The 24,045-nt window shown below is 68.9% G+C and carries 24 protein-coding genes; 16 read left to right on the top strand and 8 right to left on the bottom strand.

The genetic code is table 11. From position 1 onward, the window contains the following. Positions 1–16 precede the first annotated feature (16 nt). The 4 genes from dop (at position 17) to prcA (ending at position 3,446) form a co-directional block, all read left to right on the top strand. The gene (dop, locus tag AU192_RS01600) at positions 17–1,513 is read left to right on the top strand and encodes a pup deamidase/depupylase (protein ID WP_064350045.1); all 1,497 of its coding nucleotides are present in this window, start codon (positions 17–19) and stop codon (positions 1,511–1,513) included. 93 nt (positions 1,514–1,606) lie between these two features. Further along, positions 1,607–1,801: a ubiquitin-like protein Pup gene (locus tag AU192_RS01595; protein ID WP_064393943.1), complete on the top strand. Its 195-nt coding sequence runs from the start codon at positions 1,607–1,609 to the stop codon at positions 1,799–1,801. Beyond that, entirely contained in the window at positions 1,798–2,706 is a 909-nt protein-coding gene (gene prcB / locus AU192_RS01590; protein WP_064393942.1) for a proteasome subunit beta, read from the top strand. Before AU192_RS01595 ends, prcB begins: the two co-directional genes overlap by 4 nt. Then, a complete protein-coding gene (gene prcA / locus AU192_RS01585; RefSeq protein WP_064393941.1) occupies positions 2,703–3,446 on the top strand; it encodes a proteasome subunit alpha in 744 nt (247 codons plus the stop codon). The genes prcB and prcA overlap by 4 nt, the downstream gene beginning before the upstream one ends. A 1-nt stretch (position 3,447) precedes the next feature. Here the strand turns inward: prcA and AU192_RS01580 are convergent, their stop codons facing one another. From AU192_RS01580 to AU192_RS01570, 3 genes are read right to left on the bottom strand one after another with little or no spacing between them, the layout of a single operon-like run. Further along, the gene (locus AU192_RS01580; protein WP_064393940.1) at positions 3,448–4,359 is read right to left on the bottom strand and encodes an alpha/beta fold hydrolase; all 912 of its coding nucleotides are present in this window, start codon (positions 4,357–4,359) and stop codon (positions 3,448–3,450) included. Further along, positions 4,356–5,921, bottom strand: a complete 1,566-nt coding sequence (locus AU192_RS01575) for an alpha/beta hydrolase (RefSeq protein ID WP_064393939.1) — start codon at positions 5,919–5,921, stop codon at positions 4,356–4,358. Before AU192_RS01575 ends, AU192_RS01580 begins: the two co-directional genes overlap by 4 nt. After that, positions 5,918–6,193, bottom strand: coding sequence for a DUF7162 family protein (locus tag AU192_RS01570; RefSeq protein ID WP_064393938.1), 276 nt, complete (start codon positions 6,191–6,193; stop codon positions 5,918–5,920). Before AU192_RS01570 ends, AU192_RS01575 begins: the two co-directional genes overlap by 4 nt. A 165-nt stretch (positions 6,194–6,358) precedes the next feature. Here AU192_RS01570 and pafA point away from each other — a divergent pair, with 165 nt between their 5' ends. The 7 genes from pafA to AU192_RS01535 all read left to right on the top strand — a co-directional run bounded on the left by pafA (position 6,359) and on the right by AU192_RS01535 (position 14,869). Beyond that, a complete protein-coding gene (gene pafA, locus AU192_RS01565) occupies positions 6,359–7,717 on the top strand; it encodes a Pup--protein ligase (RefSeq protein ID WP_094286531.1) in 1,359 nt (452 codons plus the stop codon). A 248-nt stretch (positions 7,718–7,965) separates the two neighbouring features. Continuing rightward, positions 7,966–8,955 (top strand): helix-turn-helix transcriptional regulator, encoded by a 990-nt coding sequence (locus tag AU192_RS01560; protein ID WP_064393936.1) that lies wholly within the window; start codon positions 7,966–7,968, stop codon positions 8,953–8,955. A 31-nt stretch (positions 8,956–8,986) separates the two neighbouring features. Further along, positions 8,987–9,949, top strand: a complete 963-nt coding sequence (locus tag AU192_RS01555) for a helix-turn-helix transcriptional regulator (RefSeq protein ID WP_064393935.1) — start codon at positions 8,987–8,989, stop codon at positions 9,947–9,949. Between the two features lie 35 nt (positions 9,950–9,984). Next, positions 9,985–10,233, top strand: a complete 249-nt coding sequence (gene tatA, locus AU192_RS01550) for a Sec-independent protein translocase subunit TatA (RefSeq protein WP_064393934.1) — start codon at positions 9,985–9,987, stop codon at positions 10,231–10,233. Between the two features lie 51 nt (positions 10,234–10,284). Then, positions 10,285–11,235: a twin-arginine translocase subunit TatC gene (tatC, locus tag AU192_RS01545; protein ID WP_064393933.1), complete on the top strand. Its 951-nt coding sequence runs from the start codon at positions 10,285–10,287 to the stop codon at positions 11,233–11,235. Continuing rightward, positions 11,219–13,987, top strand: a complete 2,769-nt coding sequence (locus AU192_RS01540) for a DEAD/DEAH box helicase (RefSeq protein WP_064393932.1) — start codon at positions 11,219–11,221, stop codon at positions 13,985–13,987. The genes tatC and AU192_RS01540 overlap by 17 nt, the downstream gene beginning before the upstream one ends. Before the next feature lie 60 nt (positions 13,988–14,047). Next, the gene (locus AU192_RS01535; protein ID WP_064393931.1) at positions 14,048–14,869 is read left to right on the top strand and encodes a DUF4333 domain-containing protein; all 822 of its coding nucleotides are present in this window, start codon (positions 14,048–14,050) and stop codon (positions 14,867–14,869) included. Between the two features lie 7 nt (positions 14,870–14,876). Here the strand turns inward: AU192_RS01535 and AU192_RS01530 are convergent, their stop codons facing one another. Next, complete coding sequence (locus AU192_RS01530; RefSeq protein WP_064394181.1) at positions 14,877–15,833, bottom strand: 5'-3' exonuclease; 957 nt, start codon at positions 15,831–15,833, stop codon at positions 14,877–14,879. A 69-nt stretch (positions 15,834–15,902) separates the two neighbouring features. On the opposite strand from AU192_RS01530, the gene AU192_RS01525 reads away from it, so the two are divergent. Beyond that, a complete protein-coding gene (locus tag AU192_RS01525) occupies positions 15,903–17,030 on the top strand; it encodes a M24 family metallopeptidase (RefSeq protein ID WP_064393930.1) in 1,128 nt (375 codons plus the stop codon). An 8-nt stretch (positions 17,031–17,038) separates the two neighbouring features. Here the strand turns inward: AU192_RS01525 and AU192_RS01520 are convergent, their stop codons facing one another. Next, positions 17,039–17,464, bottom strand: a complete 426-nt coding sequence (locus AU192_RS01520; RefSeq protein ID WP_064393929.1) for a F420-dependent biliverdin reductase — start codon at positions 17,462–17,464, stop codon at positions 17,039–17,041. Positions 17,465–17,499: 35 nt separating this feature from the next. Here AU192_RS01520 and dprE2 point away from each other — a divergent pair, with 35 nt between their 5' ends. The 4 genes from dprE2 to AU192_RS01500 are packed head-to-tail and all read left to right on the top strand — an operon-like array spanning position 17,500 to position 20,928. Further along, the gene (gene dprE2 / locus AU192_RS01515; RefSeq protein ID WP_064393928.1) at positions 17,500–18,258 is read left to right on the top strand and encodes a decaprenylphospho-beta-D-erythro-pentofuranosid-2-ulose 2-reductase; all 759 of its coding nucleotides are present in this window, start codon (positions 17,500–17,502) and stop codon (positions 18,256–18,258) included. Beyond that, positions 18,255–19,433 (top strand): bifunctional cobalt-precorrin-7 (C(5))-methyltransferase/cobalt-precorrin-6B (C(15))-methyltransferase, encoded by a 1,179-nt coding sequence (locus AU192_RS01510; protein WP_064394180.1) that lies wholly within the window; start codon positions 18,255–18,257, stop codon positions 19,431–19,433. The genes dprE2 and AU192_RS01510 overlap by 4 nt, the downstream gene beginning before the upstream one ends. Beyond that, the gene (gene cobM, locus AU192_RS01505) at positions 19,430–20,185 is read left to right on the top strand and encodes a precorrin-4 C(11)-methyltransferase (protein ID WP_064394179.1); all 756 of its coding nucleotides are present in this window, start codon (positions 19,430–19,432) and stop codon (positions 20,183–20,185) included. The genes AU192_RS01510 and cobM overlap by 4 nt, the downstream gene beginning before the upstream one ends. Next, positions 20,185–20,928, top strand: a complete 744-nt coding sequence (locus tag AU192_RS01500) for a cobalt-precorrin-6A reductase (protein ID WP_064393927.1) — start codon at positions 20,185–20,187, stop codon at positions 20,926–20,928. The genes cobM and AU192_RS01500 overlap by 1 nt, the downstream gene beginning before the upstream one ends. A gap of 25 nt (positions 20,929–20,953) precedes the next feature. On the opposite strand, the gene AU192_RS01495 is transcribed toward AU192_RS01500, so the two are convergent. The 3 genes from AU192_RS01495 to AU192_RS01485 all read right to left on the bottom strand — a co-directional run bounded on the left by AU192_RS01495 (position 20,954) and on the right by AU192_RS01485 (position 24,029). Next, entirely contained in the window at positions 20,954–21,883 is a 930-nt protein-coding gene (locus AU192_RS01495; protein ID WP_064393926.1) for a VOC family protein, read from the bottom strand. 206 nt (positions 21,884–22,089) lie between these two features. Then, positions 22,090–23,187, bottom strand: a complete 1,098-nt coding sequence (locus tag AU192_RS01490) for a phosphotransferase family protein (protein ID WP_082694871.1) — start codon at positions 23,185–23,187, stop codon at positions 22,090–22,092. An 83-nt stretch (positions 23,188–23,270) separates the two neighbouring features. Beyond that, entirely contained in the window at positions 23,271–24,029 is a 759-nt protein-coding gene (locus AU192_RS01485) for a DUF2249 domain-containing protein (RefSeq protein ID WP_064393925.1), read from the bottom strand. Between the last annotated feature and the right edge of the window lie 16 nt (positions 24,030–24,045).

Here is a 24,045-nt window from a genome sequence, read left to right as displayed (position 1 = left end):
ACCTAGGCTTGGCGACATGCAACGGATTATCGGGACCGAGGTCGAGTACGGCATCTCGTCGCCGTCCGACCCGACCGCGAATCCGATTCTGACCTCGACCCAGGCTGTGCTCGCGTACGCCGCGGCGGCCGGGATCCAGCGCGCCAAGCGCACGCGCTGGGACTACGAGGTGGAATCGCCGCTGCGCGACGCCCGCGGGTTCGACCTCAGCCGGTCGGCGGGGCCGCCGCCGGTCGTCGACGCGGACGAGGTCGGCGCGGCGAACATGATCCTGACCAACGGCGCCCGCCTCTACGTCGACCACGCCCACCCGGAGTACTCCGCACCCGAGTGCACCGACCCGCTGGACGCCGTGATCTGGGACAAGGCGGGCGAGCGGGTGATGGAGGCCGCCGCGCGGCACGTCGCCAGCGTGCCCGGCGCCGTGAAACTGCAGCTCTACAAGAACAACGTCGACGGTAAGGGCGCGTCCTACGGGTCGCACGAGAACTACCTGATGAGCCGGCAGACCCCGTTCTCCGCGGTGATCGCCGGGCTGACACCGTTCCTGGTGTCGCGCCAGGTCGTGACCGGTTCGGGGCGTGTGGGCATCGGTCCCTCCGGCGACGAGCCGGGCTTCCAGCTGTCGCAGCGCTCGGACTACATCGAGGTGGAGGTCGGCCTCGAGACGACGCTCAAGCGCGGCATCATCAACACCCGCGACGAGCCGCACGCCGACGCCGACAAGTACCGCAGGCTGCACGTGATCATCGGCGACGCGAACCTGTCGGAGACCTCGACGTATCTCAAGCTCGGCACCACCGCGCTGGTGCTGGACCTGATCGAAGAGGGGATGGATCTCAGCGATCTCGCGCTGGCCCGTCCCGTGCACGCGGTGCACGTGATCAGCCGCGACCCGTCGCTGCGCGCCACCGTCGCGCTGGCCGACGGTCGCGAGGTGACCGGCCTTGCGCTGCAACGGATGTATCTCGACCGGGTGGCCAAGCTCGTGGACAGCCGTGATCCGGATCCGCGGGCCGCCGACATCGTCAAGATGTGGGCCGAAGTCCTCGACCTGCTGGAGCGCGATCCGATGGAGTGCGCGGAGATCCTGGACTGGCCGGCCAAGCTGCGCCTGCTCGAAGGTTTCCGTCATCGCGAGAACCTGGGCTGGTCGGCGCCGCGGCTGCATCTGGTCGACCTGCAGTACTCCGACGTGCGGCTGGACAAGGGCCTCTACAACCGGCTGGTGGCCCGCGGGTCGATGAAGCGGCTGGTGACCGAGCAGCAGGTGCTGGACGCGGTCGACAACCCGCCGACCGACACGCGCGCGTACTTCCGCGGTGAGTGCCTGCGCCGCTTCGGGGCCGACATCGCCGCGGCGAGTTGGGACTCGGTGATATTCGATTTGGGCGGTGATTCGCTGGTCCGGATTCCCACCCTGGAGCCGCTGCGGGGCAGTAAGGCGCACGTCGGAGCCCTTCTGGACTCCGTGGACAGCGCCGTGGAACTGGTAGAACAGCTCACCAACTAGGCGCGCTATCGCAGGCAATCAGCGCGGCGACCGGTAATGTGGAGTCACGGCGGGCAGCAGTGAGCCCGCCGACAACTTACGCAGGAGGCAGCGATGGCTCAGGAGCAGACCAAGCGTGGCGGTGGTGGCGGCGAGGACGACGACCTCACCGGCAGCACGGCCGCCGGGCAGGAGCGTCGCGAGAAGCTGGCCGAGGACACCGACGACCTGCTCGACGAGATCGACGACGTCCTCGAGGAGAACGCCGAGGACTTCGTGCGCGCATACGTCCAGAAGGGTGGACAGTGACCTGGCCGCACCGCGATCAGCTGGCCTTTCCCTCGCCCCTACCTGGAGCTCCATCCGTTCCCGTGGACCTGTCGTCCTTCTCTGAACTCCTGCGCCGCCAGGCGCCCGAACTTCTACCCGCCCACCGGGCCGCCGCCCATGCAGGCGACGCCCATTCCGACTTCGCGCCCCACGGCACCACGATCGTCGCGCTGAAGTTCCCGGGGGGCGTGGTCATGGCCGGTGACCGCCGCGCCACCCAGGGCCACATGATCGCCAGCCGCGACGTGCAGAAGGTGTACATCACCGACGATTACACGGCCACGGGTATCGCCGGGACGGCGGCCATCGCCGTCGAGTTCGCCCGCCTCTACGCCGTCGAACTCGAGCATTACGAGAAGCTGGAAGGCGTCGCTCTGACCTTCCCAGGCAAGGTGAACCGGCTCGCGACCATGGTGCGCGGCAACCTCGGTGCGGCCCTGCAGGGTTTCGTCGCGCTGCCGCTGCTCGCCGGCTACGACGTCGACGACCCCAACCCGCAAGCGGCAGGGCGCATCGTGTCCTTCGACGCGGCGGGCGGCTGGAACTTCGAGGAAGAGGGCTACCAGTCGGTGGGCTCGGGCTCCATCTTCGCCAAGTCGTCGATGAAGAAACTGTATTCGCAAGTGACGGACGGTGATTCGGCGCTGCGGGTGGCCATCGAGGCGCTCTACGACGCCGCCGACGACGATTCGGCGACCGGTGGGCCCGACCTCGTGCGCGGTATCTACCCGACCGCGGTGATCATCGACGCCGACGGCGCCGAAGAGGTGACCGAGGAGCGCATCGCCGAGTTCGCCCGTTTGGTGATCGAAAACCGTTCGCGCGCTGACACGTTCGGCCCGGACGCTGTCCACCGTTCGACCGATGCGCGGGGAGATTCGTGAGCTTTCCCTATTTCATCTCGCCCGAACAGGCGATGCGTGAGCGGTCCGAGCTCGCGCGCAAGGGTATCGCCAGGGGGCGCAGCGTCGTGGCGCTGGCCTATGCCGACGGGGTGCTGTTCGTCGCCGAGAACCCGTCCCGCTCGCTGCAGAAGGTGAGCGAGCTCTACGACCGGGTGGGGTTCGCCGCCGTCGGGCGGTTCAACGAGTTCGACAACCTGCGCCGCGGGGGCATCCAGTACGCCGACACCAGGGGTTACGCCTACGCCCGCCGCGACGTCACCGGACGTCAGTTGGCCAACATCTACGCCCAGACACTGGGCACCATCTTCACCGAACAGGCCAAGCCCTACGAAGTCGAGTTGTGTGTCGCGGAGGTCGCACACTACGGCGAGTCCAAACCTCCGGAGATGTACCGCATCACCTATGACGGGTCGATCGCCGACGAGCCCCACTTCGTCGTCATGGGCGGAACGACGGAACCGATCATCGCTGCCCTCAACGACTCCTACACCGAGAACGCCGGCCTGGAAGATGCGATGAAGATCGCGATCGACGCGCTGCACGCCGCGGGTAACGGTGGCACCGAACAGCGCGTGCTGGGTCCCTCGACACTCGAGGTGGCTATCCTGGACGCCAATCGGCCACGGCGCGCGTTCCGTCGGATCACCGGCTCCGCCCTGGAGACGCTGCTGCCCGCGGTGGAGGAGACTCCGCAGGACTCCGAACCCGCCGGAGAGTAGGTCAGCCGGCGGCCGGCGTCGGCCGCGCCCGGATGAGGATGAGTTCGGCGAACTGCTCAGGGCATTCCAGCGGCGTGAAATGTCCCGCGTCGTAAGCGAAGTGCACGTGCACGTCGCTGAAGTAGTGCCCGAGTCGGTCCGACCATGCGGCCGGGAACAACGGATCGTGGTGCGGCCACACCACATCGGTGGGTACGTGGATCTTGATGGCACGCTCGGGCGGCAGTTCGGTGAGCGACTGGGCGATCATCCCGGCGCCCGCGCGGTACCACGCGATGGACGCGGTGAACGCGCCGGGCAGGCCGTAGTCGGCCACCAGTCGTTCCAGATCATCTTCTGACACGGCGAAATTCGGCCCTGACCAATGCGTCCAGAAGTGCCGTAGGTAGTCGCGGACCAGATCGGGGTTCCCGTCGAGCAGCTGGCCCGCCAGCGGCAACTGGTGGAAGGACTGATACCAGAACTCGCTCTGCGCTTTCGCGGTCAGGACGCGGTCACCGGCACCGGGCAGCGGCGGGGACAGCACCAGCGAGCACACCAGATCCGGCTGCATGCGAGCGACGCTCTGCGCGACGCGGCTGCCGACGTCGTAGCCGGCGAGCACCACCTCGGACAGCTCGAGCTCCTTGATCAGGCCGATGATGCTGCCGGCCTGCGCGGTGGCGCTGTAGAAGTGCCGGATCGCAACCGCGTGTTTGTCCGAGCCGCCGAACCCCCGCAGGTCCGGCACGACGACATCGACGGCATCCCCGAGCAGAGGCACCACCCGGCGATAGTCGTGGCGGTTTCCGGGCCAGCCGTGCAGCAGTACCACCGGCGACGCGCCCCTGGTGCCGAACCGGTCGTAGGCGAGCCGGAACCCGTCGACGGGCGAGCTGCGCGACCACACCGGCTTATTCTGGCCAGATGTCATCCCGGTTGTTGTGAGGTTGGACGATCCCTGCCGATATCACCGGTGATGACCCCGAGGATCGCGCGCCACGCGTCCGAGGGCGCGTTCAGCACGTCGGAATGGGCGCTGGGGCCGGCCATTGGGCGCCCGTCGTCGTACCGGCCGGCGGGCAACGTGATCACACCGGCCATCTCGTCGGGATCGGCGCCGTGCGGGCCGCCCGGGATGCCCTGCACGGCCGCGATGAGGTCGCCGGGCGGTGTCATGGAGAAGCGCAACACATGTGGGTTTCTGTTGTGCCAGTCACCGGGCTCATGCACCCCGACGCCCGCCCCCGCGGCGGCGACGTACATCGTGCGGTCCGAGGTCATGCCCAACGCCTCCGCAGTGCCCACGATCGACCCGCCGTAGGAGTGGCCGACGACGGTGACGGGGATCCGGCGGCCCGTCGAGTCCACCGTGCGATCGACGTCTTCGGTGAAGGCGACCAGCCGCGGCGCCATGGCCTGCGCGTAGCGCGGGTCGGCCGCCGCCGCCAGACCGCTCACGACGTTGTCGCCACGCGGAAACGGCCCGCCGAGATAGGTGATGGCGGCGACGTCGCCGCGGGTCGCCGAGACGAACCTGCGCGCGGTCCCGACGTTGGCCGCCGAGCCGGTGATCGTCGTGTTCAGCCCCGGTACGAGCACGGCGACGCTGGAGGCCGTTGCGACGTTGCCGTGCAGTTCGACCAGCGATGAACGGCGGGGGTCGAAGGCGAGCACCTGGCGGTCCAGGCGGGCGTGTCCGCCTGCGGGATCGTCGATCTCGCCGAGCAGGTCCCGGTACACCGCGAGCCGCTTCGGGTCGGGTTCGCGCAGCACGGCCTGCGCCACGTTGGTGCGGTTGGCCTCGACCCGCATCTGCCACGGCACGCCGTCGGTGTTGCCCACCTGCGAGGGGAAGTCGTCGATCAGCCGCTGCCGCTGCTCGGGTGTCATGGCCGCGATTTGATCGGCGATCCGGTCCTGGCTGGTGACCGGCCATGCGGCGACGACGTCGGCATCGGCGGCGTGACTACCGGCAGGCAGCACGAAGGCCTCGGCGATGTCGGCCGCAGCGTCGGCGTCGGCGGCCTCGAGGCGGTCCAGTGCCTCAGCGAGTTGGCCGGTCAGCTCGGCCGCACGCAGGGTGAGCATCTCGACGGCGACCGGCGGGGCACCTCCGGACAGCGCGACCAGCAGCGGCGACGGCGGGTCGTGCACCGCGACCGCCCCGGCGTCGTCGACGGAAAAGCCTTCGGCGCGCGCGGTGGCGACCACGGCCATCACGTCGGCTCGGGCGGCGCCGATCTGGGCGGCGCCGTCGCGGGCCGCCGCGGCGGCGAGCACCAGTGCGCGCGAGAGCGTATCGGCCGTCTCCACAATGCTTTTCGCGCGGTGGCGGGCCGTGTCGGCGGCGGCACCGGTCCAGAAGCTGAATTCGGCGGCCAGGGCGTCGGCGTGCACGCACACGGACCGGGCGTTGCGGTCCCACCCGTCGGCCAGCCGGCTCAGCGCGCCCGGAGACCAGGCTTGGGCCTGGCCGATGGTCGGCCGCGTCACCGTCCGACGCGGACGGCGGTGCGTTGCTCGGCGCGCTCGAACGCGTCCGCGGAGATTCGCGCCGCGAGGGCCCAGCCGCGCATGTTGGCGACGACCTCGGCGAGCCCGGGCGCGACGGGCGCTGTCGCGGCGACGTCGGCGACGGCCGCGCCGGGCAGCTCACCCGGATTCAATTCGGGCCAACGCATCTCGGCGATCCGGTCGGCGGCGGCCATGACCTTCTGGGCGACGGTGCGCAGCTGCGACACGTCGACCTCGACGATTTCCCCCATGGCTCATGCTGACAGAACCGACGTCCGCGCTGCTGAAGTTATCCACAGGGCCAAGCTCGTGGCCGTCCTTACGGACCGCGCGGAGGGTGTCCACCCCGATGTCCGCTGCCTTCTTCGGCGCGGCTTGCCCACCGCGACCGCCGAGCAACAAGTAGTCTCGATGAGGTGCAGCGACGGATCATGGGCATCGAGACCGAATTCGGTGTCACCTGCACGTTCCACGGCCACCGTCGGCTCAGCCCCGACGAGGTGGCGCGCTACCTGTTCCGGCGCGTCGTGTCGTGGGGCCGCAGTTCGAATGTCTTTCTCCGGAACGGCGCCCGGCTCTACCTCGACGTGGGCAGCCACCCCGAGTACGCCACCGCCGAGTGCGACAGCCTCACGCAGTTGGTCACCCACGACCGGGCGGGTGAGCGGGTGCTCGAGGATCTGCTCATCGACGCCGAACAGCGGTTGGCCGACGAGGGCATCGGCGGCGACATCTACCTGTTCAAGAACAACACCGACTCCGCGGGCAACTCCTACGGTTGCCACGAGAACTACCTGATCGTCAGAGCCGGAGAGTTCTCGCGTATCTCCGACGTGCTGCTGCCGTTCCTGGTCACCCGCCAGTTGATCTGCGGTGCGGGCAAGGTGCTGCAAACTCCCAAGGCCGCGACGTTCTGCCTGAGTCAGCGCGCCGAGCACATCTGGGAGGGCGTGTCCTCGGCCACCACCCGGTCGCGCCCGATCATCAACACCCGCGACGAACCGCACGCCGACGCCGAGAAGTACCGCAGGTTGCACGTCATCGTCGGCGACTCGAACATGTGCGAGGCCACCACGATGCTCAAGGTGGGCACAGCGTCGCTGGTGCTCGAGATGATCGAGGCCGGAATCGCGTTCCGCGACTTCTCGCTGGACAACCCGATCCGCGCGATCCGGGAGGTCAGCCACGACCTGACCGGCCGGCGCCCGGTACGCCTGGCCGGCGGCAGGCAGGCCAGCGCCCTGGACATCCAGCGCGAGTACTACGCCCGCGCCGTCGAGTACCTGCAGAGCCGGGAGCCCAACACCCAGATCCAACAGGTCGTCGACCTGTGGGGACGCCAGCTCGACGCCGTGGAGAGCCAGGACTTCGCCAAGGTCGACACCGAGATCGACTGGGTCATCAAACGAAAGCTGTTCCAGCGCTATCAGGACCGCTACAACATGGAGCTGTCCGACCCGAAGATCAGCCAACTCGACCTCGCCTATCACGACATCAAGCGCGGTCGCGGAGTGTTCGATCTGCTGCAGCGCAAGGGGCTGGCCGCGCGGATCACCACCGACGAGGACATCGAGGCGGCCGTCAACACGCCGCCGCAGACCACCAGGGCCAAACTGCGCGGCGAGTTCATCAGCGCCGCCCAGGAGGCCGGCCGCGACTTCACCGTCGACTGGGTGCACCTCAAGCTCAACGATCAAGCGCAGCGCACGGTGCTGTGCAAGGACCCGTTCCGGTCGGTCGACGAGCGGGTGAAGCGGCTCATCGCTTCGATGTAGCTCTCGCGGGAATCCCCTCGCTTTGCTCGGGAGGTGCTTGCTCAGTTCTCCCCGCCGGGCGTCGGGTTTATGGCGCAAAATTGGCCGAAACGCGTCAGAATCCCGACGCTCGGCAGTTGGAGGGGCCGGCGGCGCGTCCTCGTCCAGGCGGCGGCAGCGTGAGCGCTCACCTGTGTGCGGTTTCGGCGCGAAAACTGGTACGAGGCTGAGCGCTCGGTGGGCATGCGGCACACCCTAAGCTGGGTCGAGTGGCGATCTCCAAAGTCGAACGGCTGATGAACCTCGTGATCGCACTCCTGTCGACGCGCAACTTCATCACCGCCGAGCGGATCCGCCAGACGGTTTCGGGATACGCCGACAGCGCGAGTGATGAAGCCTTCTCCCGCATGTTCGAGCGCGACAAGAACGAGTTGCGCGACTTGGGCATTCCGCTGGAGACCGGGCGGGTCTCGCAGTTCGACCCGACCGAGGGCTACCGGATCAACCGGGAGGCCTACGCGCTGCCCACGGTCGAACTGACCCCCGACGAGGCGGCCGCCGTCGCCGTGGCCACCCAGCTGTGGGAATCGCCGGAGCTCATCACCGCCACCCAGGGCGCGTTGCTGAAACTGCGCGCGGCGGGCATCGACATCGACGCCGTGGAGGCCGCACCGGCGATCACGTCGACCGCGGCACTGCCCGGGCTGCGCGGCTCCGAGGAGGTCTTGGGAATCCTGTTGTCCGCCATCGACTCCGGACAAGCCGTGCAGTTCCCGCACCGGCCGTCTCGCAGCGACCCCTACACCACCCGCACGGTGGAACCCTGGGGCGTCATCACGCACCGGGGCCGCTGGTATCTGGTGGGACACGACCGCGACCGCGACGCCACACGCACGTTCCGGCTCTCTCGCATCGGCGCCGAGGTGACCACGGTCGGACCGCCCGGCGCGGTCAAGCGACCACAGGGCGTCGACCTACGCGAAGTCGTCGAACGCGCAGTGGGCGAGTGGCCATCGGGCGGCCAGGCGCGGGTGTGGATCGCCGACGGCAAGGGCACCGCGTTGCGTCGACGGGCCGCCTCGGCGACTCCGCAGACACACAACGGCCGCGCGGGCGAGGTCATCACCATCGACATCGGAATGTTCGACCGGCTGGCCCGCGAGGTCGCCAGCTACGGTCCCGACGCGGTGGCACTCGAGCCCGACTCGTTGCGTGACGACGTGGTGGCCCGGTTGACGGCGCAGGCAGGCCAACAGTGACTTGCGAGCGAGTAGCGAAGGCGGATCGCGCATGACGGCCGTATCGACGCGCCTGGTCCGGCTGCTCAACATGGTGCCGTACTTCCAGGCCAACCCGAAGATCACCTACGCAGAGGCGGCCTCCGATCTCGGCGTCAGCGTCAAGCAGTTGCGCGAAGACCTGAACCAACTGTGGATGTGCGGGCTGCCCGGATACGGACCCGGCGACCTGATCGACTTCGAGTTCTCCGGCGACACAATCGAAGTGACGTTCACCGCGGGTATCGACCATCCGCTGCGGCTGACGTCGCCGGAGGCGACGGGCGTGCTGGTGGCCCTGCGCGCGCTGGCCGAGGTGCCCGGCATGGTGGACCCGGAGGCGGCGCGCAGCGCGATCGCGAAGATCGAGTCCGCCGCGGGCACGCTGGGCCAGGACGGTGCCGCGGTCGACGAGCCCGCGCCGATCGAGAGCGAGGCGGCCGCGGCGGTGCGGGAGGCGGTGCGCGACGGACACGCCTTGTCCATCGAGTACTACTCGGCGTCGCACGACGTGCTGACCAGCCGCATCGTCGACCCGATCCGTGTGGTGCTGGTCGGCGACCACAGCTACCTGGAGGCGTGGTGCCGCACCGCCGAGGGGGTGCGGCTGTTCCGTTTCGACCGCATCGTCGACGCGCAGGTGCTCGACGAGCCCTCGTCGCCGCCACCGCCGGCGGTGCAGGCCGAACCGGACACCTCGCTGTTCGACGCGGACCCCTCTCTGCCGTCGGCACTTCTGCTGATCGATCGGTCGGCGGCGTGGATGTTCGACTACTACCCGCTGCGGGTCAGCCGGGAACTGCCCGACGGCGCCGGTTGGGAGGCCGCGATGACCTATGCCTCCGACGACTGGATGGCCCGCTTCGTGCTCGGTTTCGGGTCGGCGGTGCGGGTGCTCGAGCCCGCTCATCTTGCCGAGAGGGTGCGGGAATCGGCGCAAGCCGCGCTGCGCGCCTACGGCGCGGCGGCCGAGTGACGGTAGACTGGCCGCGACGTCTGGAGGTGACCTAAATGGGCGGTCTACAACCCTGGCACTGGGTGATCGTTATCGCCGTATTCGTGCTGCTCTTCGGTGCCAAGAAGCTCCCGGACGCGGCACGCTCGCTCGGCAAGTCGATGCGGATCTTCAAATCGGAGATCAAGGAGATGCAGGCCGATTCCAAGTCGGACACGCCGCCGGCCACTCCGATCGCCTCGGAGCGCGTTGACAACGCTGCGGGTCCCGAGACCGAGCAGCCATCGGACAAACGTCCGGCCTGAACGCCGAGAATCGATTGACCGCGGCCACGCTGCCGCGTCAGTAGGCATGCCGTGCAGACCCCAGGACTCTTCAAGAAGCTCGATCCTCGCCGACGGCGCTCGCGGGTCAACCCCGATGGCACGATGTCGCTGGTCGAGCACCTGCATGAGCTGCGGACCCGGCTGCTGATCTCGGCGGCCGCCGTCGTCCTCACCACGATCCTGGGCTTCCTCTGGTACAGCAACGGCGTGTTCGGGCTGCCCAGCCTCGGGGACTGGCTGCGCGGCCCGTACTGCGATCTGCCCGCCTCGTCGCGGGCGACGATCGCGCCCGACGACGAATGCCGTCTGCTCGCCACCGCACCCTTCGACCAGTTCATGCTGCGCCTGAAGGTCGCGCTGACCGCGGGCATCGTGCTGGCCTGCCCGGTGTGGCTGTATCAGATGTGGGCGTTCATCACGCCCGGGCTGTACAAGAAGGAGCGCCGGTTCGCGGTCGCGTTCGTCACCGTCGGCGCCACGCTGTTCGTGGCGGGCGCGGTGCTTGCCTACGTGGTGTTGGCCACCGCGCTGGGCTTTTTGCTGACCGTCGGCGGCGACGTGCAGATCACCGCGCTGTCCGGCGATCAGTACTTCGGCTTCTTGATCAACCTGCTGCTGGTGTTCGGTTTCAGCTTCGAGTTCCCGCTGCTGATCGTGATGCTCAACGCCGTTGGAGTGCTGACCTATGAGCGGCTCAAGGCGTGGCGCCGCGGGCTGATCTTCGCGCTGTTCGTGTTCGCCGCGCTGTTCACCCCGGGATCGGATCCGTTCTCGATGCTGGCACTTGCGCTCGCCCTGACCGTGCTGCTCGAGTTCGCGATTCAGATCGCGCGGCTGCACGACCGACGCAAGGCGCGTCGGGCCGCGCTCGAAGACATCTCCGACGACACGGCCGCGCCGATCGAACCCGCCGAACCCATCGAAGCGTCCAGCACCGTGCCGACGTCCGCACGACTTGTGGTCGATGACGACGCCACCTAGTGAATTGGGCTGCGAGCTGGCCCGTTTCACCGAACAGTTGACGTTTGCGCTCGACGACTTTCAACGCCGATCCTGCGAGGCACTGGAGAACGGGCACGGTGTGCTGGTGTGCGCACCCACCGGCGCGGGCAAGACGGTGGTGGGGGAGTTCGCCGTGCACCTCGCGCTGGCGGCGGGCGGAAAGTGCTTCTACACGACGCCGATCAAGGCGCTGAGCAACCAGAAGCACAACGACCTGGTGCTGCGCTACGGTCCGGAGAAGATCGGACTGCTCACCGGTGATCAGTCGGTCAACGGTGACGCCGATGTGGTGGTCATGACGACCGAGGTTCTTCGCAACATGCTCTATGCGAATTCCTCGACGCTGCAGGGTCTTTCGTATGTCGTGATGGATGAGGTTCACTTCCTGGCCGACCGCATGCGCGGCGCGGTGTGGGAAGAGGTCATCCTGCACCTGCCCGACGAGGTGCGGCTGGTGAGCCTGTCGGCGACGGTCAGCAACGCCGAGGAGTTCGGCGGCTGGATCCAGACCGTGCGCGGGGACACCGCGGTCATCGTCGACGAACACCGTCCGGTTCCGCTGTGGCAGCACGTCCTGGTCGGCAAGCGGCTGTTCGACCTGTTCGACTACCGCGCCACCCGGGCGGCCCGCGGCACCACGAAACCCAACCGGGAGCTACTCGTCGACCCGGAGTTGTTGCGGCACATCGCACATCGGCGCGAAGCGGATCGGCTGTCCGACTGGCAGCCGCGCGGTCGGGGCCGCAACCGGGGCAGGCCGACCATGTACCGGCCCCCGTCGCGACCCGAGGTGATCGCCACGCTGGACCGCGAAGAGTTGCTGCCCGCAATCACCTTCATCTTCTCGCGCGCGGGATGCGACGCCGCGGTCAAGCAGTGCCTGCGGTCGTCGCTGCGGCTGACCACCGACGAGGAACGCGCCCGCATCGCCGAGGTCGTCGACCGGCGCTGCGGGGATCTGCCCGAGTCCGACCTGATCGTCCTCGACTATCACGAGTGGCGCGAAGGCCTGCTGCGCGGGCTGGCCGCCCACCACGCCGGCATGTTGCCGGTGTTCCGCCACACCGTGGAGGAGCTGTTCTCCGCCGGGCTCGTGAAGGCGGTATTCGCCACCGAGACACTGGCTTTGGGAATCAACATGCCCGCACGCACGGTGGTGCTGGAGCGGCTGGTGAAGTTCAACGGCGAACAACACGTGCCGTTGACCCCCGGTGAGTACACGCAGCTGACCGGGCGGGCGGGCCGCCGCGGCATCGACGTCGAGGGCCACGCCGTGGTGCTGTGGACCCCGGATGTCGAACCGGCAGAGGTCGCCGGGTTGGCGTCCACCCGAACGTTCCCCCTGCGCAGTTCGTTTGCGCCGTCGTACAACATGACCATCAACCTCGTCCGGCAGATGGGCCCGGCCCAGGCGCACAAACTGCTGGAGAGTTCGTTCGCGCAGTACCAGGCCGATCGCTCGGTGGTGGGGCTGCGCCGCGGTATCGAGCGCGGTGAGCGGATGCTCACCGAGATCAGCGCCGAACTGGGCGACGACGCGATCCTCGACTACGTCCGGCTGCGGATGCAGATCTCCGAACGCGAACGCGCGCAGTCGCGAGCCTCGCGGCTGCAGCGCCGCAGGGCCGCCAACGAGGCGCTGGCCTCGCTGCGCCGCGGCGACATCATCACGATCACGCACGGTCGCCGCGGAGGTTTGGCCGTTGTGCTCGAACCGGCCCGCGACGACGAGGACCCGCGCCCGCTGGTGTTGACCGAACACCGCTGGGCGGGGCGGATCTCGTCGGCCGACTACGCGGGAACGTCTGCCCCGTTGGGCACCATGCGGTTGCCCAAACGCGTCGAGCACCGCAACCCGCGAGCCCGGCGCGACCTCGCCTCGGCGCTCAACTCGGCGGCCGAACGCCTCGACGTGCCGGCGAGAAAAGGCAAGCGCAGCGGGAGCGCCGCGGCCGAACGCGACATCGACCCCGAATTGGTCGCGCTGCGCGAGCAATTGCGCGCGCACCCGGTTCACCACCGTCCCGACCGGGAGGAAAAGGCGCGGCTGGCCGAGCGGTGCCTGCGCATCGAACGCGACAACGAACAGATCCGTCAGAAGGTGGCCGCGGCGACCAACTCGCTGGCGCGCACGTTCGACCGGATCGTGGTGCTGCTGACCGAGCGCGGATTCATCAGCGGCGCCGCGGACGACCCCAAAGTGACCGACGACGGCCGCCTGCTGGCCCGCATTTACAGCGAAAGCGACCTGCTGGTGGCCGAGGCGCTGCGCACCGGCGTCTGGGAGGGACTCGACGCCGCCGAGCTGGCGGGCGTCGTGTCCGCGGTGCTCTACGAAGCGCGCGGCGACACGCCGGGCGCTCGCGAGGGCTTCGACATCCCGACCGGCAGACTGCGCCGCGCCCTCAACCAGACGCAGCGGCTGTGGACCGAGTTGCGCGCCGACGAACAGCGCCACCGCATCACCGGCAGCCGCGAACCCGACGACGGGTTCGTCGCCGCGATTTTCCGGTGGGCCACCACCGGCGACCTGACCAGCGCCCTGGCCGCCTCGGATGCCACGGGCAGCGGATCACCGCTGTCGGCGGGTGATTTCGTCCGGTGGTGCCGACAGGTCCTCGACCTACTCGACCAGGTGCGCAACGCCGCACCCAGCGCCGCGTTGCGGAGCGCCGCGAAACGCGCGATAAACGACGTTCGACGCGGCGTCGTCGCTGTTGATGCGGGGTAATGTGTCGGGGGCAAGACGCCGAGGTATCCGCGGCTCGGCCGCGGGTGAACAAGGAGTGATATGAGCGGACCGCAGGGATCTGATCCGACGCAGTCGTGGCCAGGCCAGCAGCCGGAACAGCCTTCGGACCAGCCGTCCAGCGATCCATCGGCCAACCAGCCGTGGCAGCCCCAGGGCGGCGACGCGACCCAGGCGGCGCCCAGCTGGCAGCCGCCTGCCTACGACCCGTCGCAGGCCCAGCAGCAGTACCCGCAGTACCAGCAGCCGGCGTACCAGCCGCCGCAGCAGTACCCGGGTGGCGAACAGTACGGACAGCCGCCCAGCGAGTACACCCCGCAGGCGTATCAACAGCCGGGGCAGTACGGCCAGCCGCACTACGGGCAGCCATACGCGCAGCCCGGTCAGCCGGGCTACCAGCAGCAACCCGGCCAATACGGTGACCAGACCGGCCAGTACGGACAGCAACCGGGCCAGTACGGCCAGCAGCCGGGTCAGTTCGGCCAGTACCCGCAGTACGGCCAACCGGGTTCGGAGGAGGGTTCGAAGCGCTCGCTGGCGGTGATCGGCGGCGTGATCGGCCTGCTGGCGGCGGTCATCGTCGCGGTCGTGCTGATCATGGGCTTCTGGAAACCGGGTTTCTTCGTCACCACCAAGCTCGACATCGACGCCGCGCAGGCCGGGGTGCAGCAGATCCTCACCGACGAGGCCAACGGATACGGCGCCACCAACGTCAAGGACGTCAAGTGCAATGACGGCCAGAATCCGACAGTCGAGAAGGGCGGCACCTTCAACTGCGAGGTCAGCATCGACGGCACCAAGCGCCAGGTGACCGTGACCTTCCAGGACGACAAGGGCACCTACGAGGTCGGCAGGCCCAAGTAGGTCCCCGTCAGCCGTCGAGCCCGTCGAGGGCCTTCTGCAGGCGGCCGATCGACGATGTGACGCCGTAGGTCTCGGCGAGTGTGACGACCTTGCGCGGATGCTCCGCGGCCAGCGGCAGCGTGTCGTCGGGCGTCGACCAATCAAGATCGGCGTCGGTGGCCACCTTGACCACCGGGGCCGCCGCCTCGATGTAGTCGGCGGCCTTGAGCAGTTTGGTCCGGTACGCCTTGCTCATCTTCGATTTGGGGTCGTTGGCCGCGGCGAGGATGTTCTCCAGCGAACCGTGCTGTGCCAGCAGCGTCGCGGCCGTCTTCTCTCCGATACCGGGCACGCCGGGCAGGCCGTCACTCGGATCCCCGCGCAGCAGCGCCAGTTCGGCATACGCCGGGCCCGCCCGGTCCACCGGGACCCCATACGTCTCGGCCACTTCCTTCGGACCCCATTTGGTGGCCTTGGCCAGACCGCGGCCCAGGTAGAGCACACGCACCGGGACCGGCTCGTCGCGCACCAGCTGCAGTAGGTCGCGATCCCCGCTGACCACCACGACCGGATCGCGCTTCTCGCGCGCGGCCAGTGTGCCCAGCACGTCGTCGGCCTCACACTCGACGGCCCCCGCGGTCGGGATGCCGAACGCGTCGAGGATCTCGAAGATCATGTCGACCTGCGGCGTGAGCTCGTCGGGCACCTCCTCGACGTCGGGCTCACCCTCGGGGTTCTCCTCGAGCACGCGGTGCGCCTTGTAGGACGGAATGAGGTCGACGCGCCACTGCGGTCGCCAGTCGTCGTCACGGCACACCACGAGCCGGCCGGGGCGCTCCCGGGTGATCACCGTGGCCATGGCGTCCAGGAAGCCGCGCAACGCGTTCACGGGGCGGCCGTCGGGCGCGGTGATCGAGTTGGGCACCCCGAAGTAGGAGCGAAACCACATGCTGGCGCCGTCGAGCAGGACGAGGGGAGCGGCCACGGTCACTGACAGTAGCGCGACCGACGAGCGCGGTCGCCACCGATGCGGGCGCCGATTAGCCTGAATCCCATGACGGCCAACCGATTCAGCACCGATGTCTACGCCTCCCGGCTGCGTGCCGCCGCCTCAGCCGCCGCCGATGCCGGTCTGGCGGGCCTGGTCATCACGCCGGGCTACGACCTGCGCTATCTGGTTGGTTTGCGCGCGCAGACCTTTGAGCGGCTCACCGCGCTGGTGCTGCCGGCCGACGGCGAGGCGACCATCGTGGTGCCCAGGCTGGAGCTGGCGGCGCTCAAGGAGTCGGCGGTGCCTGAACTCGGCTTGACGGTGCGCGACTGGGTCGACGGTGACGACCCGTACGCACTCGTGGGCGAGGCGCTCGGCGGGGGGACGGTGAAGAGCGCCGTGACCGATTCCATGCCCGCCCTGCACCTGCTTCCTCTCGCCGAGGTCCTCGGCGCGGTGCCGGTGCTGGCCACCGACGTGCTGCGTCGGCTGCGGATGATCAAGGATCCGGCCGAGATCGACGCGCTGCGCAAGGCGGGGGCGGCCATCGACCGGGTGCACGCCAGGGTGCCCGACTTCCTGGTGCCCGGCCGCACTGAAGCCGACGTCGCCGCCGATATCGCCGAAGCCATTGTCGCCGAGGGACATTCGGAGGTCGCCTTCATCATCGTCGGTTCAGGGCCGCACGGTGCCGATCCGCACCACGAGTGTTCGGACCGCGAACTGCGCGCCGGTGACATCGTTGTCGTCGACATCGGCGGACCGTACGAGCCCGGCTACAACTCCGATTCCACCCGTACCTACAGCATCGGCGAACCGGACGCCGACATCTCCGGTCGCTACGCGGTGCTGCAGCGCGCCCAGCGCGCCGCGGTCGATGCGGTCCGGCCCGGCGTCACCGCCGAACAGGTCGACGCCGCCGCCCGCGACGTGCTGGCCGCCGAGGGCCTGGCCGACGCGTTCGTGCACCGCACCGGCCATGGCATCGGGCTGTCGGTGCACGAGGAGCCCTACATCGTCGCCGGCAACACGCTGACCCTCGAGGAGGGCATGGCGTTCTCCGTCGAGCCGGGCATCTACTTTCCCGGCGAGTGGGGCGCGCGCATCGAGGACATCGTGATCGTCACCGCCGACGGCGCCGAACCGGTGAACAACCGGCCGCACGAGTTGGTGGTCGTGCCCGTCGGCTGAGCCGCGGTTTAGTCGGCGACCCGGTCCAGCAGGTCCGAGGAGCCCAGCACCCGCTCGACACGGACCTCGATCACAACGCGTTTCGGGTTGACCCGCGGTGTCCGGTAGCGCTGTGCGTAGCGCAATTCGGCGTCGCGGACAGCGTCGGGATCGGTGTTGACCTTGGCCTTGCCCTCGAGCGACAACCACCGCGCACCGTCGACCTGGCTCAGCACCGCGACGCCTTGGCGCTCGGCGTTCACGGCCTTCTGAGACCCGCCGCTGGTGATGACGCGGGCGATGTGGGTAGTCGGGTCGAAGGTGAAACCGACGGCGACGACGTGCGGCGAGTTGTCCGAACGCAGGGTCGTCAGCATGGCGAGATGACGCTCGGACAGGAACGCGAGCGCGTCGGTGGTGAGCCGGGTGGTCGCCCGGCGGCTGGACTGGGCCATCGGGCTTCACCGTAGCGCAGGACATAATCGCAGCCATGACAGACACGGCTGACTCTCGTCCGCCCTTGGTCGTGGTCTTCGGCGGGCGCAGCGAGATCGGCCTCGAGGTGGCCACGCGCCTGGCGCCCGGAGCGGTGGTGCTGCTGGCGGCGCGCCGCTCCAACGAGCTGGCCACGGAGGTGTCCGCTGTCCGCGCTGCCGGTGCCGTCGCCGTGCACGTGCGCGAGTTCGACGCCGACGACCTGGACTCCCACGGACCGCTCGTCGAGTCCATCGTCGCCGAACACGGGCCGGTCGACACCGCGGTGCTCGCCTTCGGCATCCTCGGCGATCAGGCCCTGGCGGAGAAGGATGCCGCGCACGCTGCGGCGATCGTGCACACCGACTTCGTCGCCCAGGTCAGCCTGTTGACCGTGCTGGCCGCCACGATGCGCGGCGCGGGCGCCGGGGCCATTGTCGCGTTCACGTCGGTGGCCGGCGTCCGGGTGCGACGCGCCAACTACGTCTACGGGTCCGCGAAGGCGGGGCTGGACGGGTTCTGCAGTGGGCTCGCCGACGCCTTGCACGGCTCGGGGGTGCACCTGCTCGTGGTTCGGCCGGGGTTCGTGATCGGGCGGATGACCGAGGGCATGGCACCGGCGCCGCTGTCCAGCACGCCCGGGCAGGTCGCCGACGCCTCCGTGCGTGCGCTGCGGAAGGGCCGCGCCACGGTGTGGGTGCCCGCGCCACTGGCCGTGCTGGCGGCGGCGTTCCGGATGACGCCGCGGTTCGTGTGGCGGAGGTTACCGCGGTGATCATCGTCGTCGGCATCGGCGCCGACGGAATGCCAGGACTGTCACCGGTCGCGAAGGCCGAACTCGCAAGAGCCACCGTAATTTACGGCTCGCGACGTCAACTGGAGCTACTCGACGACACCGTCACCGCGCCGCGGCGGGAGTGGCCGTCACCGATGCTGCCCGCCCTGCGCACGCTGCTCGACGCGGCCGAGGGCGACGTACACGTGGTGGCCAGCGGCGACCCGCTGCTTCATGGCGTCGGCAACTCGCTGATCCGGCTGTACGGCGCGCACCGGGTGACGGTGCTGCCGCACGTGTCGTCGGTGACCCTGGCCTGCTCGCGGGTGGGCTGGGCGGTGCAGGACACCGAGGTCATCAGCCTGGTGTCGGCTGACCCGCACATCGCGGTGCGCCGCGGCGGGCAGGCGGTCGTGATGTCGCGCGACCGTTCCACTCCCGCGGCGTTGGCGCGCCTGCTGACCGACACCGGCCGCGGCGATTCCCAGGTCACCGTGCTCGAGCAACTGGGCGGGCCCGCCGAGCGGCGCCGGACCGCCACAGCACGGGAATGGGCGGCGCGGCCTCCCGGTGACGTCGACGACCTCAACGTGGTCGCGGTGCGCTACCTGCCCGACGAACGGCGGCTCGGGGTGCTGCCCGACGACATGTTCGCCAACGACGGGCAGATCACCAAACAACCGGTGCGCGCGGTGACGCTGGCCGCCCTGGCACCGCGGCCCGGCGAACTGCTTTGGGACGTCGGAGCCGGATCGGGCAGCATCGCGATCGAATGGTGTCGCAGCGGGCCGGGTTGCCGCGCGGTGGCATTCGAACGCGACGAGCAACGCCGCAAACGAATCACCGAGAACACCCTGGCGTTCGGTGCGCGCGTCGAGGTGCATGGCGATGCGCCCGGTTCCTTCGACTCCGTACCGGCGCCCGACGCCGTCTTCATCGGCGGCGGCATCACCCAACCCGGCCTGTTGGAGGCTTGCTTCGAGCGGTTGCCGTCCGGCGGCAGGCTCGTCGCCAACGCCGTCACGGTTGAATCCGAATCTCTTGTTGCTCAGCGGTATTCACGTCACGGTGGGGAACTGCGGCGCTTCGAATACCACCGCGGCGAGCCGCTCGGCGGCTTCACCGGCTGGCGCCCGGCCATGCCCATCACCCAGTGGACGGTGACCAAACGATGACCGTCTACTTCATCGGCGCCGGCCCCGGTGCTGCCGACCTGATCACCGTTCGGGGACAGCGACTGCTGCAGCGCTGCCCGGTCTGCCTCTATGCCGGTTCGATCATGCCCGAGGATCTGCTCGCGCTGTGTCCGCCGAACGCGCGCGTCGTCGACACCGGGCCGTTGACACTCGACCAGATCATCACCGAACTCGCCGACGCCCACGCCGCGAATCTCGATGTGGCGCGGCTGCACTCCGGCGATCCCTCGATCTACAGTGCGCTGGCCGAACAGTGCCGCCGCCTCGACGAACTCGACATCGACTACGAAATCGTGCCCGGGGTACCGGCATTCGCCGCGGCTGCGGCCGCACTGGGCCGCGAGCTCACGGTTCCCGGTGTCGCGCAGACGGTCACACTGACCCGGGTGGCCACTTTGTCGACCGCGATGCCGCCGGGGGAGGACCTGCAGACATTGTCGGCGCCGGGCACCACACTGGTGTTGCACCTGGCGGCCGCGCAGATCGACACGATCGCAGCGGACCTGCAGGCCGGTGGTTACCGGCCTGAAACCCCATGCGCGGTGGTCGCGTTCGCGTCGTGGCCACAGCAGCAGGTGGTGCGCTGCAGGCTCGAGAATCTCGCGGAGCAGACGAAGGCGGCCGGCATCACCCGCACCGCGGTCATCGTCGTCGGCGACGTGCTGGCGGCCGAGGGGTTCGCCGACAGTTACCTGTACTCGTCAGGGCGAGTACGGCGGGGACGACACTGATGCGAATCCTGTTGTTGGGCGGCACCTCGGAGGCGCGTGCGCTCGCCGCGCGGCTGCACCCCGACGTCGAGGTGATCAGCTCCCTCGCCGGACGGGTGCCCGACCCCGCGCTGCCGGTCGGCGAAGTGCGCATCGGCGGGTTCGGTGGCGTCGAGGGCCTGCGGCAGTGGCTGCGCGGCGAACAGGTCGACGCCGTCGTGGACGCCACCCACCCGTACGCCGCAACGATGACCGCCCACGCCGCCGCCGTCTGCGCCGAACTCCGGCTGCCGCACCTGGTGCTGGCGCGACCCGCCTGGCCGGCCGGCGACGCGATCGTGGTCGGTGACGATCGCGAAGCCGCGAAGGTCGTTGCTGCCGAAGGGTTTCAGCGGGTCTTTCTGACCACCGGGCGATCCGGCGCCGCGGCGTTCCGGAATGTCGACGCGTGGTTCCTGATCCGCGCCGTCACTCCACCCGATGTCGGGGACCTGCCGTCGCGGCATCAGGTCCTGCTGTCGCGCGGGCCGTATCGCTACGACGACGAGTTGGCGCTGCTGCGTGAGCACCGCATCGACGCGCTGGTCACCAAGAACAGCGGCGGATCGATGACGCGGCCCAAACTCGACGCCGCCGCCGCGCTCGGCATCGCGGTGGTGATGGTGGACCGGCCGCCGCTGCCCGCGGGGGTGACCAGCGTGGCCACGGTGGATGAGGCGGTCGAATGGGTGACGGCGATTCGGAAGGCGCCGACAAGCGACTGACCGCAGGGCTCCTGCGCGGTTTTGCTCACTGCCTCGCAGCAGCGTGGGCACCGATCATCAGGGCTGCGAGGTCGTCGGGTTCGAGGAACGACGGTGGAGGGGGCGGCCCCCAGGCGTAGAGCCCCCGCAGGCCGTGAAGCACCTCTGGGCTCCACAGTTCGTCTTCCGGAACGGTATCCATGTCGGAGTAGTACTCCGAGAAGTTGCCCGCCGGATCCTTGAGATACCAGAAGAAGTTCGCGCCCGCATAGTGGCGACCGAGACCCCAAATGTGGCGCTCGGGATGGCCCTCCAGCATCATCTGAGCGCCGCGGCCGACCTCGTCGATGTCGTCTACCTGCCAGCTGGTGTGATGCATGAAGTTGACCGGCGCAGCCATGACCAAGAGGTTGTGGTGTTCAACGGAGCAGCGTAGAAAGGCGGTGTTGTCTCCTATGTAGTCGCTGACCTTGAAGCCCAACCCGTCGACGAAGAACCGCATCGTCGTCTCCAGATCGACCGAACCGATCACCGCGTGGCCGAGCTTACTCGGCTGGACTCGCCCACGCCGAGCGGTGAAAGGTGCGCGGCCCCAACGGTCGATGCGTCCCGGGCCGTTGTACGCAGTAGCGGCGACGGCTGGTTCGACGACGATCCGGGGCCGGATCTCGACGGCGACCCGAGTACCGGTAACAGGTTCGAACGCCGAGCACGAGGTGGGTGAGCGCTGGACCTCGGCACCGAAGGCGGCGATCCCCGTGGCGATGCGTGCGATGTCGTCTTCGTCATCGGCCGCAACCGTCAGCTCGACCAGTCGGCGCCTAAGCGTATGCACGATTTCGAGTTGGTCACCGCCGTTGCGGGTGGCGAACACGCCGCCTCCGCGGTAAGTGAGGCCGAACTCGGTGTAATAGGCGACGGTTTCGTCGACGTGAGGTACGCCGATAGTGGCTTTGGCCAAGCCGTGTAATGCCATGGTGCTCCTTAGAAGTCTGTCGAGTCTGCGTCGAACGCCGACGTTTCCCGATGCCCTCGTTCCAGCGAATCTGAAGACTTCTACGACGCAGCGCTCGAGAAGGTTCACAGGGGATTCCGCGGCGCCACGGTCGAGCAAGCTGGGAGCAGCAGCCGCCCCGATCCTCCGTGGTGTGCAGGCACCGACTTCTTACTTCACCGGTCGGCCTACCGATACGACGCGATGAGCTCCAAGGTCTCCAGTTCGCGGATCGCCCGGCATCCGCGGCTCAACATCGCCAGCATCATCTCATCGCCGCGCTCTGTTGACGTCGCGAACGCCGTACCGAGCGCCACGAGCAGCGGCGCCTGCACGACGCCGAGACGGTAGTCGTTCCAGCAGGTGGCGAGATCGTAATCACCGACGCCGTAACCGATCAGCGCACGGTGGTAGCGCTCGACAAGGTCACGCTCGATCTGCGCGCGCACCGTCGGTTCGAGGCTGGTCGCGGTGAAGTACGCGAGGTCGCGTGTGGGTAGCCCGATGCCGATGGTCTGCCAGTCGACCACCGTGATGCGGGTGTGGTCGGGATCGAACAACATGTTGTCGAGCCGGTAGTCGCCGTGCATGAGCGCGTAGCGGTCCGGTTCGGCCTTCAGCCAGTCGGTGACCGAAGCCATTGCTGCGGAGAGTGTTTCCTGGTCCTCGGCGCTGATCGAGGACCCGAGGCGGTCGATGACGATGTCGGCGGCCATCTTGCAGACGTCACCCATGCCCTTGGCGGCTTCGTCATCACCGGGTTTCGGCATCACGATTCCGGCCAGCTGCATCCACCGGTCGTCGCGCCAACTCGGGCCGTGTAAGCCCGCGAGCGCCTCGACGGCGAGCCGTGCCTCGACAACGCTGCACCCGGCGATCTGGTCACCCTGCACGGCCGGGGCCATGTCGGCAAGGACCAGGACGAAATCCGTTCCGTCGGGCGAGATGTCGCTGTGGAAGCAACCGGGGATCGGGATGGCCACCTGATCGGCGATCAGCGAGTAGAACTCGACCTCGGAGCGGTAACCGAGCGCCACCCGCTCGCGCACCGCATCGTCTTGGGCGGACAGCTTGATCGCGAATGTCGCGGGCAGGTCGGTGTCGCCGGCGTACGTCACCGCCGCCCGGTAGGTGGCGCCGGTCTGTCCGGTGCCGATCGCGAGCACGTCGACGGCGTCGATGTCCACGCCGAGCGCCGAGGCGAGCCAACGGGGCGTCACATCGGCAGGGCCGCGGGGGATGGTGACGACGGTGCCCTCGTCGGTCGACGGGGTCTGCTGCCCCACGGCGCCTCCCTCAGTGGTTGCGGGTGTGAGCCGAAACCGTATCGGTAAGGGCGACAGTCGTCAACGAACCCCGGCGCCCCCCGTCAGCGCCGGGTCAGGCGCAGCTTCCAGGCCTCCGGCCCGCGCTCGAGGTAGTCCACCGAGATCCGGCCGGCTGTGCGGTCGTGCAGCTGGCGCAGCAGCGGCACCGGGTCGTGGGGAGCCACGAGCACCAACGCACCCCCGACCGGAACCGCGTCGAACGCGCCGAACACCGTGGCGTGCCGAATCGAGTGCGGCACCTCGCGCACGTCAAGCACGGGCTCCTCGGCGTCGGCTCCGCAACCGCAGCTGTGGCCGCCCTCGGCGTGGTGATGACCGCCGATCAGTTCGTGCATTCCGTCGAGGGAGTCTGCGAGCGAGATTTCCGGGTCGGAGGCGACGATCGGCAGGATCCGGTCGTTCTCGTCGACGAGGTGGGCCTCGAACACGACCCGCAGCGCGTGCCCGGCCGCCGCGGCACGCAGGGGAGACTGTTCGGTGCGGACCTGGTCCACCAGACCGCCGATGACTCGGTGCGCGGCGATCATCGACTCGATCAGCGGCCGGGCCCGGTCGGTGTGGGCGGCGGCCGGATACAGCCGGGCCTCCTCGGCTGCGGCGTGCGGTAGCAACTCGTCGGTCAGGAATTCGGTGGCCGCGGCGCGCGCCGCTTCGAAACCGGCGCCGCGTTCGGCCGCCGTCAACATCGCCTCGGTCAGAGCCTTGAGGTGTCCGGCCAGCTCAGCGTGGTGAGTCTTCACCGTCTCGGCCGCCTCCGCGTCCGCGGGTGTGGTAGCGACGATCAGTTCGTTGACAGTCATGACGGGTCCCTTTCGG

This window comes from Mycobacterium lehmannii, from assembly GCF_001499925.1.
GTDB classification, from domain to species: domain Bacteria; phylum Actinomycetota; class Actinomycetes; order Mycobacteriales; family Mycobacteriaceae; genus Mycobacterium; species Mycobacterium lehmannii.
Note: the sequence above shows the minus strand (reverse complement) of the source record. Positions and strands in the feature narration are given on the sequence as shown.

Bases quoted from the DNA above. Each gene is read 5' to 3' on its own strand.
- AU192_RS01540 (WP_064393932.1), top strand. From the start codon at position 11,219: ATGACGACGCCACCTAGTGAATTGGGCTGCGAGCTGGCCCGTTTCACC.
- AU192_RS01525 (WP_064393930.1), top strand. From the start codon at position 15,903: ATGACGGCCAACCGATTCAGCACCGATGTCTACGCCTCCCGGCTGCGT.
- cobM (WP_064394179.1), top strand. From the start codon at position 19,430: ATGACCGTCTACTTCATCGGCGCCGGCCCCGGTGCTGCCGACCTGATC.
- AU192_RS01520 (WP_064393929.1), bottom strand. From the start codon at position 17,464: ATGGCCCAGTCCAGCCGCCGGGCGACCACCCGGCTCACCACCGACGCG.
- dprE2 (WP_064393928.1), top strand. From the start codon at position 17,500: ATGACAGACACGGCTGACTCTCGTCCGCCCTTGGTCGTGGTCTTCGGC.
- AU192_RS01570 (WP_064393938.1), bottom strand. From the start codon at position 6,193: ATGGGGGAAATCGTCGAGGTCGACGTGTCGCAGCTGCGCACCGTCGCC.
- AU192_RS01595 (WP_064393943.1), top strand. From the start codon at position 1,607: ATGGCTCAGGAGCAGACCAAGCGTGGCGGTGGTGGCGGCGAGGACGAC.
- tatA (WP_064393934.1), top strand. From the start codon at position 9,985: ATGGGCGGTCTACAACCCTGGCACTGGGTGATCGTTATCGCCGTATTC.
- AU192_RS01500 (WP_064393927.1), top strand. From the start codon at position 20,185: ATGCGAATCCTGTTGTTGGGCGGCACCTCGGAGGCGCGTGCGCTCGCC.
- AU192_RS01495 (WP_064393926.1), bottom strand. From the start codon at position 21,883: ATGGCATTACACGGCTTGGCCAAAGCCACTATCGGCGTACCTCACGTC.
- AU192_RS01555 (WP_064393935.1), top strand. From the start codon at position 8,987: ATGACGGCCGTATCGACGCGCCTGGTCCGGCTGCTCAACATGGTGCCG.
- AU192_RS01535 (WP_064393931.1), top strand. From the start codon at position 14,048: ATGAGCGGACCGCAGGGATCTGATCCGACGCAGTCGTGGCCAGGCCAG.
- dop (WP_064350045.1), top strand. From the start codon at position 17: ATGCAACGGATTATCGGGACCGAGGTCGAGTACGGCATCTCGTCGCCG.
- AU192_RS01580 (WP_064393940.1), bottom strand. From the start codon at position 4,359: ATGACATCTGGCCAGAATAAGCCGGTGTGGTCGCGCAGCTCGCCCGTC.
- AU192_RS01485 (WP_064393925.1), bottom strand. From the start codon at position 24,029: ATGACTGTCAACGAACTGATCGTCGCTACCACACCCGCGGACGCGGAG.